Annotated in this window: 17 protein-coding genes; 15 read left to right on the top strand and 2 right to left on the bottom strand. The window is 57.0% G+C overall.

The features are described from left to right. Positions 1-80 precede the first annotated feature (80 nt). The 9 genes from OKB77_RS08045 (at position 81) to OKB77_RS08005 (ending at position 13,751) form a co-directional block, all read left to right on the top strand. The gene (locus tag OKB77_RS08045) at positions 81-542 is read left to right on the top strand and encodes a hypothetical protein (RefSeq protein ID WP_270817354.1); all 462 of its coding nucleotides are present in this window, start codon (positions 81-83) and stop codon (positions 540-542) included. Between the two features lie 93 nt (positions 543-635). Beyond that, positions 636-1,094 carry a GAF domain-containing protein gene (locus tag OKB77_RS08040; RefSeq protein ID WP_005336610.1) on the top strand — a complete coding sequence of 153 codons (459 nt, stop codon included), beginning with the start codon at positions 636-638 and terminating at the stop codon, positions 1,092-1,094. Positions 1,095-1,196: 102 nt separating this feature from the next. After that, on the top strand, positions 1,197-1,835 hold the full coding sequence (proQ, locus tag OKB77_RS08035; RefSeq protein WP_005351923.1) for an RNA chaperone ProQ: 639 nt from the start codon (positions 1,197-1,199) through the stop codon (positions 1,833-1,835). Between the two features lie 8 nt (positions 1,836-1,843). Continuing rightward, the gene (gene prc / locus OKB77_RS08030; RefSeq protein ID WP_270817353.1) at positions 1,844-3,859 is read left to right on the top strand and encodes a carboxy terminal-processing peptidase; all 2,016 of its coding nucleotides are present in this window, start codon (positions 1,844-1,846) and stop codon (positions 3,857-3,859) included. Between the two features lie 144 nt (positions 3,860-4,003). Further along, on the top strand, positions 4,004-6,628 hold the full coding sequence (pepN, locus tag OKB77_RS08025) for an aminopeptidase N (protein WP_270817352.1): 2,625 nt from the start codon (positions 4,004-4,006) through the stop codon (positions 6,626-6,628). A 69-nt stretch (positions 6,629-6,697) separates the two neighbouring features. Beyond that, the gene (locus tag OKB77_RS08020; RefSeq protein ID WP_033136823.1) at positions 6,698-6,919 is read left to right on the top strand and encodes a DUF2835 domain-containing protein; all 222 of its coding nucleotides are present in this window, start codon (positions 6,698-6,700) and stop codon (positions 6,917-6,919) included. Between the two features lie 278 nt (positions 6,920-7,197). After that, positions 7,198-12,036: an NAD-glutamate dehydrogenase gene (locus OKB77_RS08015; RefSeq protein WP_270817351.1), complete on the top strand. Its 4,839-nt coding sequence runs from the start codon at positions 7,198-7,200 to the stop codon at positions 12,034-12,036. Between the two features lie 77 nt (positions 12,037-12,113). Further along, positions 12,114-13,124, top strand: coding sequence for a quinone-dependent dihydroorotate dehydrogenase (pyrD, locus tag OKB77_RS08010; RefSeq protein WP_005336601.1), 1,011 nt, complete (start codon positions 12,114-12,116; stop codon positions 13,122-13,124). A gap of 90 nt (positions 13,125-13,214) precedes the next feature. After that, complete coding sequence (locus tag OKB77_RS08005; protein WP_064337947.1) at positions 13,215-13,751, top strand: cell division protein ZapC; 537 nt, start codon at positions 13,215-13,217, stop codon at positions 13,749-13,751. On the opposite strand, the gene OKB77_RS08000 is transcribed toward OKB77_RS08005, so the two are convergent. Continuing rightward, positions 13,739-13,975, bottom strand: coding sequence for a hypothetical protein (locus OKB77_RS08000; RefSeq protein ID WP_064337946.1), 237 nt, complete (start codon positions 13,973-13,975; stop codon positions 13,739-13,741). The genes OKB77_RS08005 and OKB77_RS08000 overlap by 13 nt on opposite strands. 156 nt (positions 13,976-14,131) lie before the next feature. Between OKB77_RS08000 and OKB77_RS07995 the strand changes: the two genes are divergently transcribed. The 6 genes from OKB77_RS07995 to rmf all read left to right on the top strand — a co-directional run bounded on the left by OKB77_RS07995 (position 14,132) and on the right by rmf (position 19,411). Next, positions 14,132-14,395 (top strand): type B 50S ribosomal protein L31, encoded by a 264-nt coding sequence (locus OKB77_RS07995; protein WP_005336598.1) that lies wholly within the window; start codon positions 14,132-14,134, stop codon positions 14,393-14,395. Continuing rightward, positions 14,396-14,521, top strand: a complete 126-nt coding sequence (gene ykgO / locus OKB77_RS07990) for a type B 50S ribosomal protein L36 (protein ID WP_005336596.1) — start codon at positions 14,396-14,398, stop codon at positions 14,519-14,521. It begins immediately after the preceding gene. Positions 14,522-14,660: 139 nt separating this feature from the next. Next, complete coding sequence (gene rlmKL / locus OKB77_RS07985; RefSeq protein WP_265775558.1) at positions 14,661-16,856, top strand: bifunctional 23S rRNA (guanine(2069)-N(7))-methyltransferase RlmK/23S rRNA (guanine(2445)-N(2))-methyltransferase RlmL; 2,196 nt, start codon at positions 14,661-14,663, stop codon at positions 16,854-16,856. Beyond that, positions 16,856-17,086: a glutaredoxin family protein gene (locus OKB77_RS07980; protein ID WP_064336064.1), complete on the top strand. Its 231-nt coding sequence runs from the start codon at positions 16,856-16,858 to the stop codon at positions 17,084-17,086. Before rlmKL ends, OKB77_RS07980 begins: the two co-directional genes overlap by 1 nt. Before the next feature lie 73 nt (positions 17,087-17,159). Continuing rightward, positions 17,160-19,073, top strand: a complete 1,914-nt coding sequence (gene uup, locus OKB77_RS07975) for an ATP-binding cassette ATPase Uup (protein WP_265775557.1) — start codon at positions 17,160-17,162, stop codon at positions 19,071-19,073. 158 nt (positions 19,074-19,231) lie between these two features. Then, entirely contained in the window at positions 19,232-19,411 is a 180-nt protein-coding gene (gene rmf, locus OKB77_RS07970) for a ribosome modulation factor (protein WP_005315693.1), read from the top strand. Between the two features lie 84 nt (positions 19,412-19,495). On the opposite strand, the gene fabA is transcribed toward rmf, so the two are convergent. After that, a complete protein-coding gene (fabA, locus tag OKB77_RS07965; RefSeq protein ID WP_005336586.1) occupies positions 19,496-20,056 on the bottom strand; it encodes a 3-hydroxyacyl-[acyl-carrier-protein] dehydratase FabA in 561 nt (186 codons plus the stop codon).

Raw genomic sequence — 20,056 nt, 5'->3', positions numbered from 1 at the left:
CGGTCTCGATATGGCAGTTTTTTACCTTGTTCGAGATCACAAAAAACTATTTTAATTGCATCTTAATCGGGCTGTTTTTGATGAAAGAGAGACTTACCGCACGTAAAGTTTTGCACCTCGTACTGGTATTGGCGCTGTTATTGGCGCTGATGGCCTATCGCACCTGGTTTTCGGCCGATAACAGCGTCTCTGCTAACCAGAAAAAAGATCAGATTTGTGATCTTTCCCACACCCCTTGCAGCGCGCTGATTGGTGACAAGCCGCTGACGGTCGCCATCAAGGAATTACCGCTGCGCGCCGAACATGACTTTGCCATCGCTATTACCGGCGGTGATCCGGCCATCAAACCGGTGAAAGCGACACTCGAAGGCAAAGATATGTTTATGGGCACCATTCCGGTGAGTTTTGAACAAATAGACGGACAGTGGCAGGGGGTAACCCAGGTGGGGAGCTGCACATCACCCGTCATGATCTGGTTGTTAAATATCGAGTGGAGTAATGGTCAACGCCAGCAATTGGCGCTTTCCGTTGCCCGGGAATAACGGCGCAAGAGGTGGGGAGTGGAAAAAATATTTGAAATTTCCCGGCCAGGCGTTACCTTCCCCAAACCATCAGGGAGTGAAGTTCATTTAATCATGATTGAAAAACAACCGTTTTATCGCACCCTCAACCAGCAGGCCAAGGCGCTGCTGGAGGGGGAAACCGATCTGATTGCCAATCTGGCCAACCTCTCCGCGCTGCTGAATCAGGAGCTGGAGGAAATCAACTGGGTCGGTTTTTATCTGTTGCAGGGTGAGACCCTGGTATTGGGGCCATTTCAGGGCAAACCGGCTTGCGTACGGATCCCGGTCGGCCGCGGGGTGTGTGGTACCGCAGTGGCAGAGGGGAGAACCCAGCTCATTGACGATGTCCACCAGTTCGATGGTCACATCGCTTGTGATGGCGCGAGCAACTCGGAAATCGTGATCCCGGTGCGCCGTGGTGGCGAGATCATCGGGGTACTCGATATCGACAGTCCGATTTTTAACCGTTTCGACCAGCAAGACCGGATTGGCCTCGAAGAAACGGTGCAAATTTTGGAAAGCATGCTCTAAGTCATTGCTAGATGGTTCGCAAAAGGCCCCAAGCTCTCTATAATGGGGCCTTTGTTGTGCTCGGGACGTGCCCGTGCGTTTATATGAAAGCCAAGGTTATACATGGAAAACACTGAGAAGCTGAAGAACAGTAAAGAGATCGTTGCCTACCTGGTCGAGAAATTCCCGGCCTGCTTCGTTGCTGAAGGAGAGGCCAAGCCGCTCAAGATTGGCATCTTCCAGGATTTGGCCGAGCGTCTTGCTGACGATGCCAGAGTCTCCAAGACCATGCTGCGTTCCGCACTGCGTCAATACACCTCCAGCTGGCGCTACCTGCACGGTCTCAAAGCTGGCCAGGCTCGCGTTGATCTGGATGGCAACCCGGGTGAGCTGCTGACCGAAGAGCACATCGAGCACGCCAAGCAAGCTCTGAAAGAGAGCAAAGAGCGCGTATTCGCCAGCCGTCGTACCAATACCAAAGAGAAGGATGAGAAGGCCAAGAAGCCCCGTCGTCCTGCTGTGCGCAAAACCGAGAAAGCTGATGTAGCTGCCAAGCCGAAAGCTGCCGCCAAGGCACCGGTCGCTGACGCTCCGCTGGTTAAAGTGGATGCCGCTACGCTGAAAGTGGGCCAGGATGTGCGCGTCGTTATGGGTAAATTCCCGGTTCCGGCAACCATCAAGGAAGTAACCAAGGACGATGTACAGGTCCAACTGCAGACCGGCATGATGGTGCGGGTCAAATCAGAGCACTTGGTTCTCTAAGGAGACAAATGTTGAAGCATGGCGTAATTCGTTTTTCCCTCGTTGCCTGTAGCCTGGCGCTTGCCGGGCTTGCACAGGCCATCGAGCCGGTGCTCAAGGAGAGTGATTTGCCTGTGTTGGCTCAAGAGAGCCAACATGCTACGGCCAGCAAGCGAATTACCAATCTGTTTACCCGCTCGCACTACAAACAGTTCAAGCTGGACGATGCCTTTTCCTCCGTGATTTTCGATAAATATCTGGAGAATCTGGACTACAGCCGCAACCTGTTTTTGGCCTCTGATATCAGCCGTTTTGAAAAGTACCGTAACGGTTTTGACACCGACCTCGAAAGAGGCCGTCTGGCTCCCGCCTACGAGATGTTCAACCTGAGTCAGCAGCGGCGTTATGAGCGGTTCGAATACGCCCTCAAACTGCTTGATACTCCTTTCGATTTTACCCAGACCGACAACTATGTGTTTGATCGGGAAGGGGCGGCTTGGCCCAAAGATGAAGCAGAGCTCAACGAGCTGTGGCGTCAGCGGGTCAAGTTCGATGCCCTGAGTCTCAAGCTCAGCGGCAAGGAGTGGCCCGAGATCAAGGAGCTGCTTGGCAAGCGTTACAACAACGCTATCAAGCGGATGTCCCAGACCGAGAGCGAAGATGTCTTCCAGCTCTTCATGAACTCCTTCGCTCGCGCCATCGAACCGCACACCAGTTACCTCTCACCGCGCAGTGCCGATCGTTTCAACACCGAGATGAACCTCTCGCTGGAGGGGATTGGTGCCGTGTTGCAGGCGGAAGATGACTTTACCGTCATCCGTTCTCTGGTGCCTGGTGGCCCTGCTGCCAAATCCAACCACCTCAAACCCGATGACAAGATCACCGGGGTGGGGCAGGAAGATGGCAAGATTGTCGATGTGATCGGCTGGCGTCTTGATGACGTGGTCGAGCTCATCAAGGGGCCCAAGGGGAGCAAGGTCAAGCTGGAGATCCAGCGCGGCAAAGGCGCAACCGCCAAGACCGAGCAGATCGAGCTGACCCGCGACAAGGTGCGCCTTGAAGACCGGGCAGCCAAGTCCAAGGTGATTAACGCCGAAGGCAAGAAGATTGGTGTCATCGAGATCCCGAGTTTCTACGTCAATCTGCACGATGACGTGATCAAGGAGCTCTCCAGCCTGAACAAGAAGAAGATCGATGGCTTGATCATTGATCTGCGCGGTAACGGCGGCGGCGCCCTGACCGAAGCTTCCGCCCTGAGCGGTCTCTTCTTTGCCAGCGGTCCCGTGGTGCAAATTCGTGATCACATGGGCCGTATCACGGTCAATGGCGATGACGATGGCAACGTTTACTACGGCGGCCCCATGTCGGTGATGATCGATCGCTACAGTGCCTCGGCCTCCGAGATCTTCGCTGCTGCCATGCAGGATTATGGCCGCGCGTTGATTCTGGGTGAAAACTCGTTCGGCAAGGGGACGGTGCAGCAGCATCGCAGCCTCGCCAAGGTCTATGACTTCTACGAGCAGCCGCTCGGTCACGTGCAGTACACCATCGCCAAGTTCTACCGGATCGACGGTGGCAGCACCCAGAACAAGGGCGTTGCGCCGGATATCAGCTTCCCGACACCGGTTGCTCCGGAAGAGACGGGCGAAAGCCGTGAGTTCAATGCGTTGCCGTGGGACAAGATTGCCTCCACCAACTACGAGAAACTCGGCAACTTCGCCAGTGTACTGCCCAAGTTGCAGGCAGCTCACGATGCCCGGATCGCCAAGGATCCCGAGTTTGCCTATGTGATGCAGGACATCGCCGACTACAAGGAGGAGAAAGACAAGAAGTCGGTCTCCCTCAACGAGGCGGAGCGTGTTGCAGAGCAGGCGAAACAGGATGAGAAAGCGCTCAAACGTACCAACGAGCGTCTGGCACGTCTTGGCAAGCCGGCGGTGAAGAGTCTGGATGAGCTGCCTGCTGATTTTGAAGCGCCGGATGAGTATCTCATCGAAGCGGCCAATATCACGGCAGATCTGGCCAAGGTCAGCAAACGCAGCTGACAAAGCGACCTCCAATGCACAAGGGCGACTGCGGTCGCCCTTTCTTTTTGTCTGGCGTATCTGACGTAATGCAAATTGTTTGACCCCGCCAGTTGGTTGTGACAGCCTCTTTCTCGCCTTTAACAAGCGTGGAAGCAGACAATAATGACAGATCACTCCCAGGCCATGACGGCCAAATATCGCCAGGATTATCAGGCGCCGCTCTACTGGATCGACACCATCGACCTCGATTTCCAACTGCAGGAGCCGCTGACCCAGGTCACCGCCATCACCCGCATTCGTCGCAACGGTGAGCACAATGCGCCGCTCGTCCTCGATGGTGAACAGCTGACTCTCAAGAGCGTTGCCATCGATGGCATTCCCTGTGACCACTACGAGCAAGGCGAGAGCAGTCTGACCCTGTTCAACCTGCCTGCCGAATGTGTGCTGACCATCGTCACCCTGCTGGATCCGGCCGCCAACACCGCGCTGGAAGGGCTTTACAAATCGGGTGATGCCTACTGCACCCAGTGCGAAGCCGAAGGGTTTCGCCGCATTACCTATTATCTGGACCGCCCCGACATTCTGGCGCGCTACAGCACCCGCATTACCGCCGACAAAGCCCAGTTCCCCTTCCTGCTCTCCAATGGCAACAAGGTCGACAGCGGTGATCTGGATGGCGGCCGTCACTTCGTGCAGTGGCAGGATCCTTTCCCCAAACCGAGCTACCTGTTTGCGCTGGTGGCCGGTGATTTCGATGTGGAGCGCAGCCACTACACCACCAAGAGCGGCCGCAAGGTGGCCCTCGAGATCTTCGTCGACAAGGGCAACCTCGATCGCGCCGGTTTTGCCATGGAGAGCCTCATCAACTCCATGCGCTGGGACGAGCAGCGTTTTGGCCTCGAGTATGATCTCGACATCTACATGATCGTTGCGGTGGACTTCTTCAACATGGGCGCCATGGAGAACAAGGGGCTCAACATCTTCAACTCCAAGTTCGTGCTGGCCAATCCGGCCACCGCCACTGACAGCGACTACCACGGTATCAAACGGGTGATCGGTCACGAATATTTCCACAACTGGACCGGCAACCGCGTCACCTGTCGAGACTGGTTCCAGCTCAGCCTGAAAGAGGGGCTGACGGTATTCCGGGATCAGGAGTTCTCCTCCGACCTGGGCTCCCGTGGCGTCAACCGCATCAACAACGTGCGTACCGTCCGCGGCCCGCAGTTTGCGGAAGATGCCGGCCCTATGGCGCACCCGATCCGCCCGGATGTGGTGATCGAGATGAACAACTTCTACACCCTGACCGTCTATGAGAAGGGGTCGGAAGTGATCCGCATGATGCACACCCTGCTGGGGGAAGATGCCTTCCAGGCCGGTATGCGTCTCTACTTCGAGCGTCACGACGGCTCGGCCGCCACCTGCGATGATTTCGTGCAGGCGATGGAGGATGCTTCCGGTGTCGATCTCGGCCGTTTCCGCCGCTGGTACAGTCAGTCCGGCACCCCCGAGCTGACCGTTACCGACGAGTATGATGCCGCCAGCGGTATCTATCGCCTTCATGTAAGCCAGCATACCCCGCCGACTCAGGATCAGCCGCAGAAGCTGCCGCTGCATATCCCTCTCGACATCGAGCTTTATGACGAGCAGGGTGCCGTCATCCCGTTGCAGTATCAGGGAAAGGCCATCGGCAACGTGCTCGATGTGCTGGAAGCGGAGCAGACCTTCGAATTTGATCGGGTGCCGGTCAAGCCGGTTCCCTCCCTGCTGCGGGACTTCTCTGCGCCGGTCAAGCTGCACTATGACTACAGCGACGAAGCGCTCGCCTTTCTGATGCGCTTTGCCCGCAACGAGTTTGCCCGCTGGGATGCGGCCCAGATGCTGATCAACAAGGCGGTCATCGACGGGGTAGCGCGGGTCCAGCATGGGCAGGGGGTTGAGCTCTCCCAAACCCTGCTGGCCGCCTTCGTCGCCATTCTGGACGACAGCGATCTCGATTTGGCCCTCAAGGCGGAGATCCTGGCGCTGCCCGGTGAAGCGACCCTGGCCGAGCTGTTCGAGGTGGCCGATATTGATGCCATCCATCAGGTGCGCGACGCGATCCACACCCGTCTTGCCGAGGCCTTTGGCGCGCGTTTGGCGGCGACCTATCAGAGTTTGCGTCTGAACGGTTATCAGGTGGTGCATGCCGATATGGCCAAACGAGCCCTCAAAGGGGTCGTGCTCGGCTATCTGGCGGCGCTGGATGCGGAGCATGCCGATGCGCTGGTGCGCGAGCAGTATGCAACTTCCGACAACATGACCGACACCCTGGCGGCGTTGCAGGTGGCCAACGGCTATCTGTTGCCATGCCGTGCCGCGCTGTTGGCCGATTTTGAAGGCAAGTGGGCCAAGGATGGACTGGTGCTGGACAACTGGCTGCGGCTGATTGGCAGCAAACCGGCTGCCGATGTGCTTAGCGAAGTGAAACAGGCGATGAATCACCCCACTTTCAGCATTCGCAATCCGAACCGGCTGCGGGCGCTGATCGGCAGTTTCGCCATGAGCAATCAGGTGCAGTTCCATGCGGTGGATGGCAGTGGTTACCGCTTCCTGACCGATCTGCTGATCGAGCTCAACGAGGTCAATCCGCAGGTGGCCTCCCGCCTTATCACTCCGCTTATCCAGTTCAAGCGATTGGATGAGGCGCGCAAGGCCCTGATCCGCGCCGAGCTGACCCGTCTTGCCAACCTTGAGGGGCTGGCGCGGGATCTGTTCGAGAAGGTCAGCAAGGCACTGCAGCAGTAAGTGTCGACGGGGCAGGGGCGTGAATGCGCCTGCCCCATTGTGTGATTTGTCGTGTGATCAGGAGCAAGCGTGAAGCAGTTTACTTTTCGGCTCTCATTGAGCAGTGACGAGGTGATGCTGATGTATCAGGGCCATGCCAGACGGCTGGTGGTGCGCAGCGAACAGGGATTGACCCTGGAACTTGGCATAGAAAAAATACGCCCCTTTGTCGCCATCAATGGTGTGCATGGCTATTTTCGGCTGAAAACCCAGGACGATTACCGCTTTATCAGTCTCGAACGCATAAATTAACAAAAATCGAACATATTACCGACTGTTTATCTGCTTTATGTCACTATCTATCCGGTAAACTGGCACAAAAGTAGTGGGAATTTCTGTATTTTTGGTTATTTGCAAAATTTCTCACAGTTTAAGCCGTGATCTGCACCTTGTTTTTAACATCTCGTTAGCACCTTTCCTCGCCTTCCCTTAGCCAAGCCATTACACTTCGCAACAACTCTGCACCAGCGGGTAACCAGGGTGGTTGCCTCTGCGTCGGTGGTTAATGTCGTCCGATAAGGAATATAAAAATGGCATTGAAAGACGCCCCTACCTCAGTTCTGCTCGAAAACGTTCTCAGTCTGATCCATCAGAAGTTGCCCAAAAACAGTGCCTCTTTGGTCGAGCGCTTCGTTGCCAAATTCTACGGCAACATGGCGAGCTCCGACCTGCACGATCGCAATGACAGCGATCTCTACGGCGCGGCCCTGAGCCTCTGGAATGCCCTCAATCAGCGCAGCGGTACCGATCCCTACATCCGGGTCTACAACCCCGAGCTGACCCGTCACGGTTGGCAATCGCCCCATACCATCGTCGAGGTGATCCTGCAGGACTCGCCCTTCCTGGTGGACTCCATCCGGATGGCGCTCAAGCGACTCAATATCACCGCCCACATGATGTTGCACCAACCGCTGCACCTCATTCGTGGTGCGGATGGCAAGATTGACGCCATTCTGGAGCTCGACAACACCGATGGGCAGACCTCGGTTGAAACGGCCTTCCTTATCGAGATCGATCACCTCACCAGCGAGGAGCAGATGGCCGCGCTGGCTGCCGAGCTCAACTCGGTGGCCGGTGAAGTGGCACTGGCAGTCGGCGACTGGCAGCCCATGCTGGCCAAGCTCAATGAGATCATCGACGAACTGCCCAAGCGCAAGCACCCGGTCAGCAAGGAGGAGGTGGCCTCCTGCGTTGCTTTCCTCAAATGGGTAGCTGCCCACAACTTTACCCTGATGGGGTATCGTCGTTATGACGTCAAGGCGGTGGAGGGGGATCACGAGATTCTGCCGCAGGCGAGCTCCAGCCTGGGGCTGATGAAGAACTCCATCAAGGAGGTAGGCCAGCGCCTTGGCAACATGCCTGCCAGCGCCCGTCACGCCGCTCTGAGTTCTGACCTGCTGATCCTCACCAAATCCAACAGCAAGTCCCGGGTGCACCGTCCGGCTTATGTGGATTACATCGGCATCAAGCGCTTTGACGAGCATGGCAAGGTGATCGGGGAAGATCGCTTCATCGGCCTCTACGCCTCTTCCATCTACAACACCAGCGCGACCCAGATCCCGCTCATCAGCCATCGTCTCGAACGCATCATGGCTGCATCCGGTCACGAGAAGGGCTCCCACGCCTACAAGGCGCTGCTGAACGTGCTGGAAACCTATCCCCGTGACGAGCTGATCCAGGCCCGCGAAGAGGAGCTGCTGGCCACCGGTCTTGGGGTGCTGGAGATGCAGGAGCGTGACATGCTGCGGCTGTTCGTGCGCCGTGATGTCTATGGTCGCTTCTTCTCCTGCATGGTCTATGTCACCAAGGAGCGCTACAACACGGCGCTGCGGATCAAAACCCAGCAAATATTGCAGAAGTATTTTGGCAGCAACGAAGAGGTGGAGTTCAACGTCTACTTCACCGAAGGCGTGCTGGCGCGGACCCACTACATAGTGCGGGTCAACAACAACAACGTGGATGTGGATGTGAACGAAGTACAGAACAACCTGATTGAAGCGGCCCGCAGCTGGGACGACAGACTCGACTCCGTGCTGCTTTCCCACTATGGCGAGGCCCGTGGCAACGAGCTGCGCCGCCGTTTCAGCACTGCATTCCCCCGCGCTTACAAAGAAGATGTGCTGCCTGGCTCGGCCGTGGCCGACATCATGGCGCTTGATAACCTGAGCGAAGCCGAGCCGCTGGGCATGCTGTTCTACCGCGCGCAGGAGGAGGAGAATGATCGTCGGGTACGGCTCAAGCTGTTCCATCGCACCGAGCCCATTCACCTCTCCGATGTGCTGCCGATGCTGGAGAACATGGGGCTGCGGGTGATCGGCGAGACCCCGTATCAGGTACGCACTCCGGGCGGTGATCTGTTCTGGATCCTAGACTTCTCCATGCTGCTGCATGGCGAGCAGCCCTTTGATCTGGCCCAGAGCCAACAGCGCTTCCAGCAGGCGTTTGCCGCCATCTGGAACAAGCAGTTGGAAGATGATGGCTTCAACCGGCTGGTATTGGGGGCGGGTCTCACCGGCCGCCAGGTGTCGGTGCTGCGCGCCTATGCCAAATACATGCGCCAGACCGGTGTATCCTTCAGCCAGTCCTATATCGAAGAGACCCTGACCCGTTACCCTGATATCGCCCAGCTGCTGTTTACCCTGTTTGAGCAACGCCTCGACCCGGCCGGCAAGCAGGACGCCAAGGTACAGGCCAAGCTGCACGAGGAGCTTGCCGCCAAGCTGGATCAGGTGGCCAACCTGGATGACGATCGCATCATTCGCCGCTATGTGGAGATGATCGACGCTACCCTGCGCACCAACTACTACCAGCTTGACAAGGCGGGCAACATCAAGCCCTACATCTCCTTCAAACTGGCTCCCTCCAGCATCACCGACATGCCGCTACCGCTGCCGAAATTCGAGATCTTCGTCTATTCGCCGCGAGTGGAAGGGGTACATCTGCGCTGGGGCAAGGTCGCCCGTGGCGGCCTGCGCTGGTCCGATCGCAAGGAGGACTTCCGTACCGAAGTGCTGGGTCTGGTGAAAGCCCAGCAGGTGAAGAACACCGTCATAGTGCCGGTGGGGGCCAAGGGCGGTTTCTACTGCAAACAGATGCCGGTGGGGGCGCCCCGTGCCGTCATCCAGGAGGAGGGTAAAGCCTGTTATCGCCTGTTTATTCGTGGTCTGCTCGATGTGACCGACAACATCATCGGCGGCGATGTGATCCCGCCGACATCCGTGGTGCGTCACGACGAGGATGACTACTACCTAGTGGTCGCCGCAGACAAGGGGACTGCCACCTTCTCGGATATTGCCAACGAGATCAGCCTCGAATACGGCCACTGGCTCGGCGATGCGTTCGCCTCCGGCGGCTCGGTCGGTTACGACCACAAGAAGATGGGCATCACCGCCCGTGGTGCCTGGGAGTCGGTCAAGCGGCATTTTCGCGAAATTGGCGTCAACTGCCAGACCACCGACTTCACTTGCGTGGGGATTGGGGACATGGCCGGCGACGTGTTCGGCAATGGCATGCTGCTCTCCGAGCACACCCGGCTGGTGGGCGCGTTCAACCACATGCACATCTTCGTCGACCCGACCCCGGATGCGGCCAAGAGTTTTGTCGAGCGCCAGCGTCTGTTCGATCTGCCGGGCTCCAGCTGGGATGACTACAACCGCGAGCTGATATCACAAGGGGGCGGAATCTTCCTGCGCTCGGCCAAGTCCATCAAGCTGAGCCCCGAGATGCAGACACTACTTGGCACTGACAAGGCCAGCATGGCGCCGAACGAGCTGATCAAGGCGCTGCTTTGCCTCAATGTCGACCTGCTGTGGAACGGCGGCATCGGCACCTATGTGAAGAGCGCTCGCGAGAGCGATGGGGAAGTGGGCGATCGCAGCAACGACGCACTGCGGGTCAATGGCCGCGATCTGCGGGCACGTATTGTGGGTGAGGGAGGCAACCTCGGTTTTACCCAGCTTGGCCGGGTGGAGTACGCCAGTCAGGGCGGTCGCATCAATACCGATTTTACCGACAACGTGGGCGGGGTGGATTGCTCCGACAACGAGGTGAACATCAAGATCCTGCTGAACCAGTTGGTGGCGGCAGGGGAGCTGACCCTCAAGCAACGTAACCAGATGCTGTATGAGATGACCGACGACGTGGCGCAGATCGTGATCACCAACGCCTATCGCCAATCCCAGTCCATCTCGGTCACCAGCTTCCGCGGCTCTGAACAACTGAAAGAGCAACAGCGCTTTATTCAGGGGCTGGAGCGGGAAGGCAAGCTGGACCGTGCGCTGGAGTTCCTGCCCTCTGACGAGGAGCTTTCCGAGCGGATGGCGGCAGGGCAGGGACTGACCCGCCCCGAACTGGCGGTACTGGTGGCTTACGGCAAGATGGTGCTGAAAGAGCAGCTCAACTGCCCGGAAGTGACCGACGAGCCCTTCCTCGCCAACATGCTGGTCACCAGCTTCCCGGCCAAGGTGCAGCAGCAGTTTGGTACCCAACTGGCCGATCACCCGCTACGCGGCGAGATCATCGCTACCCGGGTGGCCAACATGCTGGTCAACGACATGGGGCTCAACTTCGCCAGCCGGATGAAGGACGAGACCGGTGCCTCGGTCGCCGAAGTGGCCTGCTGCTTCGCCATGGCCCGCGAAGTGTTTGGTATGAACCAGCTGTGGCGCGATATCGAAGGGTGCGACAACCTGGTTGATGCCCAGACTCAGCTCGAGCTGATGTTCTACAGCCGCCGCATTGTGCGCCGTGCCACCCGCTGGTTCCTGCGCGCCCGCAATCGCAGCTGGAGCATCAGCGAGAACATCGCCTTCTTCCGCCCGGCGTTCGAAACCTTAGGGAAGCACCTCTACGAGGTCATGGATGAAAGCGAAGTGGCCGAGCATCGTCAGGCTGTCGCCAAGTGGATGGAGAAACAGGTGCCGGAGGCCATTGCCCGTCAGGTCGCCCATATGAGCAGCCTCTTCTCCAGCCTGGATCTGGCGCAAATTGCCGCGGAGCACAAGACCGATATCCTGCGCGCCGCAAATGTTTACTATCGCCTCGGGGCCAAGCTTGATCTGCACTGGTTCCTCGACCAGATCAACCATCAGCCGGTCGGCAACCACTGGCAGGCGATGGCGCGTGCCTCCTTCCGCGAAGATCTTGACTGGCAGCAACGCAGTCTCACTTCTGTGGTACTGGAAGGGTGCAAAGATCAGGGAGAATGCGCTACCATACTGGCCGACTGGATTTCGGAGCATGAGCAACTCTTGTCCCGTTGGACCCACATGTTGGCCGACTTCAAGACCACCAGTACTCACGAGTTCGCCAAGTTCTCGGTGGCCTTGCGAGAGTTGAACCTGCTCCAGTTGAATTGTCGGGCACTTTAATTGCCAGATTAAGGCATGACACCGACATTACACCCAAAGCCCCGGCCAGTTGCCGGGGCTTTCTTTAAGGAGCAAAGATGTTGTACCCCATCGCTAGGCATTTCCTGTTCAAACTCAATCCGGAACAGGCTCACGATCTCTCCATGAAATATTTGCCCCGCCTTCTCGGTACGCCACTCGATTGTTTCTTCCGCCAGAATTTGCCGAAACGCCCCGTCACTGTCATGGGGCTTTCTTTTGCCAATCCGGTGGGATTGGCGGCCGGTCTGGATAAAGATGGTGAGTGCATTGACGCGCTGGGCGCCATGGGATTTGGTTTTATCGAGGTCGGTACCGTCACCCCCAGACCCCAAAGCGGCAATGACAAGCCGCGCCTGTTCCGGGTTATTCCGGCAGAGGGGATCATCAACCGGATGGGATTCAACAACAAGGGGGTTGATCATCTGGTGGCCAAGGTAAAAGAGGCCAAATATCAGGGGGTCATCGGCATTAATATCGGCAAGAACAAAGACACTCCCATCGAACAGGGCAAGGATGATTACCTGATCTGCATGGACAAGGTTTATGATCATGCCGGTTATATTGCCGTCAATATCTCTTCCCCCAACACCCCGGGTTTGCGTTCGCTGCAATATGGTGAGGCGCTGGATGAATTGCTGGCAGCCCTCAAGGTACGTCAGCAAGAGCTGGCCGCCCAATATAAAAAGTATGTGCCGCTGGCGGTTAAAATTGCCCCGGATTTAAGCCTTGAAGAAATAGATCAGGTGGCCGCGTCGCTGGTGCGTAATGGTATTGATGGGGTTATCGCCACCAATACCACCCTCGAGCGCGAGATGATTTATGACATGCCCCATGCCGGTGAAGCGGGTGGCCTGAGTGGTCGTCCGCTGCAGCATAAGAGTACCGAGGTGATCCGTCATCTGGCCAAGGCGCTCAATGGTGCTCTGCCAATTATCGGGGTGGGTGGTATTGATAGTGCCATGGCCGCCCGTGAAAAATTGGCCGCCGGTGCCAGTCTGGTACAAATTTATAGCGGCTTTATTTATAAAGGGCCGGGGCTGGTCAAAGAGATTGTGACCAATATTTAAGAAATAGATGGCGGAGCCCTTTATTTGACGTTGCTGATTTTCTGCATATGGAATAAAGTCAACTGGTAATTATCAAGTAAGGGCTCCAACATGTTTATCCAACCGACCGATAGCTGGCAATGGCACTATGATGCCCAGAGTGACCGTCTGATGTTGGACCTGTCTGATAACATGTTATTTGCGACCGAGTATAAAGGGCGACAATTGGTGCCCAGCTCGTTTGCAACCCAGCCTTTTTGTGTCGATGATGCCGCCCTCTATTATCAGTTGATGGATAAAGCAGCCGAACTTGAGTGGAGTGTTCCGCATCAGGTTCAGTTGGTGCTTAATGCCATCGCGGTCAGTCGTTTTTATAAACCCCTGATGCCGCAAAGCTGGTTTTTTAGTGAACAACATCCGCAAGTGATCCCGCAAAACGGTGATCTGGTCCTGATGAATACACCCCATGGTAACGGCGAATTTATGGTCATTGAGGCAGGGGAGCAGGCCAGCGTCTGTTTGAACCTCACAGCCGATCTGGTATTGACCACCAGTAAAACTCTGCCACGTTTCGGGGTGATCAAGGTGATGAATAACCGGATGAAACCGCGTATTACCGTGACCGAGCAATATCGTCAGGTCAGTTGATATATTTTCATCAATCGTTTTATCTCTGTGATTACACCGCTGCCTGTTTTTACTGTGGTCACCTCCATAGTGCCTCGTTTCTGATACTTCATTGATCCGCGAACATCTTGCCCATTCTGATTGATCTTCATGGTTGTGACCCAGCCTCTCTTGAGGCTTGTTACAGTCACTTGCACCTTGTGTTCTAACCCACGCAGTATCTTGGTCTTCCGTTCTGCAAGCATGGTGTCTCATTCTTGTTTCGTTCTGCTTGTGTAGTGCCTTCACCTCAGCATCAACACATCACTCACTGAAGCGATTTTCTACATACGACATTTTATGCTTGAAACGAGAGCTATTCTCACTTACATTTTGTTATAACATAACAAAATGGAGTTGCCATGAAGCCTCATATTCATCCGGATTATCGTTTGGTGCTGTTCCATGACACGGCAGCAGATGCCTTTTTCCTGGTCGGGTCAACCATCAAGAGCGATCGCCGCTATACGTGGCAAGATGGGAAGGAGTATCCCTATGTGTCGCTCGATGTTTCCAGCCAGTCGCACTCGTTCTATACCGGCAAGCAGAAGCAGGTATCGAGTGAGGGGAGTGTGGCCCGTTTCAACAAGCGCTTTGGCGCATTTTCAAGCAAGAAGGAGTCCTGAATGCAGGTCGTCTGTTCACTCAAATCCGCACGGGCGCGTCATCCCGATTGTCAGTTGGTGCGCCGTCGGGGCAAATTGTTCGTGATTTGCAAAAGCAATCCCCGTTTCAAGGCTCGCATGAAGTGATCCGCTAAATGATGTCTGGCCCCATGATCTCGCCATCGGGTAGTCATGGGGCCTTTTATCTTTTCACCACCTATCAATCTGTTTCCATCCTGCTGTTTGAGCAGACTTTTGCATGCTCCAGCCCGCCTGATGAGGTATAATGCGGCACTATTTTTATGGGTTCCCCGTGAGCGTGATGAAAGAATTTTTTGCAACCTGCCCCAAGGGGCTGGAAAACCTGTTGGCTGATGAGCTGACCACCCTGGGCGCAGAGCAGGTCCGTGAGACCGTGGCTGGCGTCCACTTCAAAGGCGAACTGGCGATTGGCTATAAGGCGTGCCTGTGGAGCCGTTTTGCCTCCCGCATCGTGCTGGTGCTCTCCGAATTCCAGATGAACGACGATCTGGATCTCTATCTGGGCGCCCACACCATTCCCTGGGAAGAGCACTTCTCCGGTACCTCTACCATCGCGGTGGACTTTACCGGTACCAACCCTGCCATTCGCAATACCCAATATGGCGCGCTGAAAATCAAGGATGCCATCGTCGACCGCTTCACCAAGCGCGGTCACGTGCGTCCGGACGTGGACAAGAAGTCGCCGGATATTCGCATCATGGCGCACCTGGGCAAAGGCAAGGCCAATATCACGCTGGACTTGTCAGGCCCGGCGTTGCATCAGCGTTTCTATCGTCAGGGCACCGGTGAAGCTCCGCTCAAAGAGAACCTGGCCTGCGCCATGATTGCCCGTAGCGGCTGGGCCGGTGAGCCCATGATGGACCCGATGTGCGGTTCCGGTACCTTGCTGATTGAAGCGGCTTTTATCGCCGCCGACATGGCACCGGCGCTGCGCCGCGAGCGCTTTGGTTTCGATCGCTGGCTGCAGCACGATAGCGAGCTGTGGCAGAGTCTGATGATGGAAGCGCAAGTGCGCGCCAAACGCGGCATGCAACGTTGCGAAGTAAAACTGTTTGGTTGTGATGCCGACCAGCGTGTGCTGCTCAAAGCTCGCGACAACGCCAAAGCGGCCGGTGTGGCCCACCTCATCACCTTCAAGCAAGCCGATGTCACCAAGCTGGAAAACCCGCTGCCGATGCCAGCCCCTGTTGAAGGGGAAGAAGGTCAAGGGGAGGCCCGCCAGGTCGGTATGCTCATTTCCAACCCGCCTTACGGCGAGCGTCTTGGCGAATTCCCGGCCCTGCTGGAAGTGCATCAGGCGCTAGGCGATGCTCTGCGTCGCAGCTTCCAGGGTTGGAAAGTCTCCATTCTTTCCGCATCTCCCGAGCTGCTCAGCTGTCTGCGCCTGCGCGCCGACAAGCAATATCGTCTGTTCAACGGCGCCCTCGAGTGTCAGCTGCGCAACTACCAGATTGCACTGGACTCCGTGGCCTCGCAAAAAGAAGTCGCACAGGACTTTGCCAACCGTCTGCGCAAGAATCTGAAAACCCTCGAGAAGTGGGCCAACAAAGAGGGCATCGATTGCTATCGCATCTACGATGCCGACTTGCCGGAATACAACGCCGCCATCGACCGTTATCAGGACTATCTGGTGGTGCAGGAGTATGCCGCGCCCAAGGACATCCCCGCCCAGAAGACCCGTCAGCGTTTGCTCGACATGGTTCAGGCTGCCATTAAGGTGACCGGCATGGATGGCGAGAAGGTGATCCTGAAGGTGCGCGAGCGTCAGGAAGGCAAACAGCAATATCAGAAGCTCTCCGAAGAGCAGCACCGGATGGAAGTGCAGGAGTACGGTGCCAGGCTGTGGGTCAACCTCTACGACTATCTGGATACCGGCCTGTTCCTCGACCACCGTCAGACTCGCCGCATGCTGGGTCAGATGGCCAAGGGCAAGCGCTTCCTGAACCTGTTTGCCTACACCGGCAGTGCCACCGTGCACGCAGGTCTTGGCGGTGCCAGCGAGACCACCACAGTGGACATGTCCCACACCTACCTGAACTGGGCACAGGACAACATGCGTCTCAACTCGCTGGTGGGCCGTCAGCACAAGTTTGTCCAGGCAGATTGCCTGAAGTGGTTGTCTGAAGCCGATGATAAGTACGACCTCATCTTCATCGATCCGCCCACCTTCTCCAACTCCAAGCGGATGGACGAGAGCTTCGACGTACAGCGCGATCACCTGCTGCTGATGCAGCACCTGAAGCGCCTGCTGGCAGCGGACGGCACCCTGGTCTTCTCCAACAACAAGCGTCACTTCAAGATGGATCTGGCCGGTCTCGAGGCCACTGGTCTCAAGGCCCAGAACATCACCCAGAAGACGCGACCGAAGGATTTCGAACGTAACCAGCACATCCACAACTGCTGGATCATCACCCATGCGCCGGAGCAAGGCGAGGCGTGATGCTGACCCTGTTTCATACCGACGGTTGCCACCTGTGCGAGCAGGCCTGGGCGCTGGTGGAGGAGGCTGGTCTTGCCACCGCCACCCGCCAGTGCGACATCATGGATGATGAGCAGTGGCTTGCCGCCTATCGGGTGCGCATTCCGGTGCTGCGTGACGAAGCAGGCCGCGAGCTCGGTTGGCCCTTCACACTGGCCGAGCTAAAAAGCTGGGCCGCCCGTCAGGGGTGAGAGTGATTTGACGATAAAACGGGGGCAGACCCAGTCTGCTGCCCGTTTTTTTCATATGAAATAAGGAACACACATGGCTCTTTTAACATTGCACGGCGCATGTCTGTCGTTCAGTGATTTCCCGCTGCTCGACAATGCCGAATTGACCATCGAGCGGGGCGAGCGCCTCTGTCTGGTTGGCCGCAACGGGGCGGGCAAGTCCACCCTGATGAAGGTCATTGCCAGCGAATTGCCGCTGGACGACGGGCGTCTGGTGCTGCAACAAGATTTGAAAGTGACCCGCCTTGAGCAGGATCCGCCTGCTTCCAGCGAGCTGACGGTGTTTGACTATGCCGCCGAAGGGCTGGCGGGGGTGGGGGAGCTGCTCAAGCAGTACCATCACATCTCCATGGAGCTGGCGAGCGATCCGTCAGATGCCAATATTCGCAAGATGAGCGAGTTGCAAGAGCAGCTCGACTATCAGAACGGCTGGCAGTTCGAGACCCGCATCAGTCAGGTGTTGACCCTGCTTGGTCTTGATCCTGACGTGACCCTCGACAGTCTCTCCGGTGGCTGGCTACGCAAGGTGGCGCTGGCCCGTGCATTGGCCTGTGATCCCGATCTGTTGCTGCTGGACGAGCCGACCAACCACCTAGATATCGAAGCCATCAACTGGCTGGAAGATTTCCTCAAGGATTTTCGCGGCGCCATCGTCTTTATCTCTCACGATCGGGAGTTCATCCACAAGCTGGCCACCCGGATCATCGATCTGGATCGCGGCGCCATCACCTCCTGGCCGGGCAACTACGACGAGTATCTGCAGGGGAAAGAGGAGTGGCTGCGGGTCGAAGAGCTGAAAAATGCCGAGTTCGACCGCAAGTTGGCGCAGGAAGAGGTGTGGGTGCGTCAGGGTATCAAGGCTCGCCGTACCCGTAACGAAGGTCGGGTGCGCGCCCTTGAGGCAATGCGCATGGAGCGCAGCCAGCGCCGCGAGCTGCAGGGCAAGGCCAAGCTGCAACTGGACGAGGTCAATCGCTCCGGCAAGCTGGTGTTCGAGACCGAAGGGCTGGGGCTGGACTTTAGCGATCGCACCCTGTTCAAGGGGCTCGATCTGCAAGTGCTGCGTGGCGACAAGATTGCGCTGGTCGGCCCCAATGGCTGCGGCAAATCGACCCTGATCAAGCTGTTGCTGGGGCAGCTTGAGCCGACCCGTGGCACCGTCAAGGGGGGCACCAATCTGGAGGTGGCCTACTTCGATCAGTACCGCGAGCAGCTTGATCCCGAGCAGACGGTGGTGGACAACGTCGGGGAGGGCAAACAAGAGGTGATGGTGCGTGGCCGCTCCCGTCATATCCTCGGTTACCTGCAGGACTTCCTGTTCGAGCCCAAGCGGGCCCGTACGCCGGTCAAGGCGCTCTCCGGTGGTGAGAAGAACCGGCTGCTGCTGGCCAAGCTGTTCCTCAAGCCGAGCAACCTGCTGATCCTCGATGAACCGACCAACGATCTGGATGTGGAAACCCTGGAGCTGCTGGAAGAGCTGCTTTCCGACTACCCCGGTACCCTGCTGCTGGTGAGTCACGATCGTCGCTTCATCGACAACACAGTGACCGGCTGCTGGCTGTTTGAAGGGGATGGCCGCATCAGCGATTACGTGGGCGGTTACGCCGACATGATGGCGACCCGCGAACAGCAGAACGCTCAACAACAGGCCAGGAGTGCACCGGTCAAGGCGCCCGAGCCGGTCGTTGCCGCCGCGCCAGAAGCGCCGAAGAAGAGCAAGAAGCTCTCCTACAAGCTGCAGCTTGAACTGGAAGGGTTGCCTGCTCGTCTTGAGCAGCTGGAAGCCGAGCTGGATGCGCTGCAAAGCGAGATCAACCAGCCTGGGTTCTTCTCGCTGCCGGCAGATAAAACCCAGCCGAAACTGGATGCGCTCAATGCCGCTGAAGCCGCGCTGGAGCAGGCATTTGCTCGCTGGGAAGAGCTGGAAGGACTCAAAAATCAGGAGTAAGTTCCCTGTAATTAAAACTTAATCCAGTTCAGTGCCTTGTGTCACATAGCCCGGTTAGGGTGGAAGTTTTTGTTTGACCCAGTGCGCTCGCAGGAGTAAAGATGAAAGCGACCGATGCAGAATTGGTCGCTTTTTTTGTTCCACGAAGAGGGTCGTAGATGATGAAGAGACAGAAGCGGGACCGTCTGGAAAGAGCTCGTGCTCGTGGTTATCAGGCTGGCGTGGTCGGCAAACAGAAAGAAGCGTGTCCGTATCAATGCCTGGATGCCCGAGGGCATTGGCTTGGTGGTTGGCGTGACGCCATGGAAGGGCGGGGCTCAGGCCTCTTCATGAAGTAGCAGATACTTCATCACTCATTACAAAAGGAAAGGGGCCGTTGTGGCCCCTTTGCGTTAATGCTGTTTTACCACCAATCAGAGAGATCAGAATGCGGTGGTATCTTTGAACAGGCCCACTTTCAGGTCGGTGGCGCTGTAGATCGGACGGCCGTCAACTTCGACCACACCATCAGCAATCCCCATCACCAGCTTGCGGTTGATGACGCGCTTGAAGGTGATCTTGTAGGTCACTTTCTTGGCAGTCGGCAGGATCTGGCCGGTGAATTTCACTTCACCTACGCCCAGAGCACGACCCTTGCCGGGGCCACCTTTCCAGCCAAGGAAGAAGCCAACCAGCTGCCACATGGCGTCCAGACCGAGACAGCCAGGCATCACAGGATCACCCGGGAAGTGGCAATCGAAGAACCAGAGATCCGGAGTAATGTCGAGCTCAGCCAGGATCTCGCCCTTGCCGTGTTCGCCGCCGTTGTCATTGATCTTGACGATGCGGTCCATCATCAACATGTTGGGGGCAGGCAGCTGACTGTTACCCTCACCAAACAGTTCGCCACGGCTGCAAGCCAGCAGCTCTTCACGGGTAAAAGAGTTCTTGCCCTGTTCGCACAGGGAAAGGCGGGCTTCCATGGTGGTATTGTCTACGGTCAC

It is taken from the genome of Aeromonas sp. Y318-3 (assembly GCF_027706185.1).
GTDB classification, from domain to species: Bacteria; Pseudomonadota; Gammaproteobacteria; order Enterobacterales; family Aeromonadaceae; genus Aeromonas; species Aeromonas veronii.
Note: the sequence above shows the minus strand (reverse complement) of the source record. Positions and strands in the feature narration are given on the sequence as shown.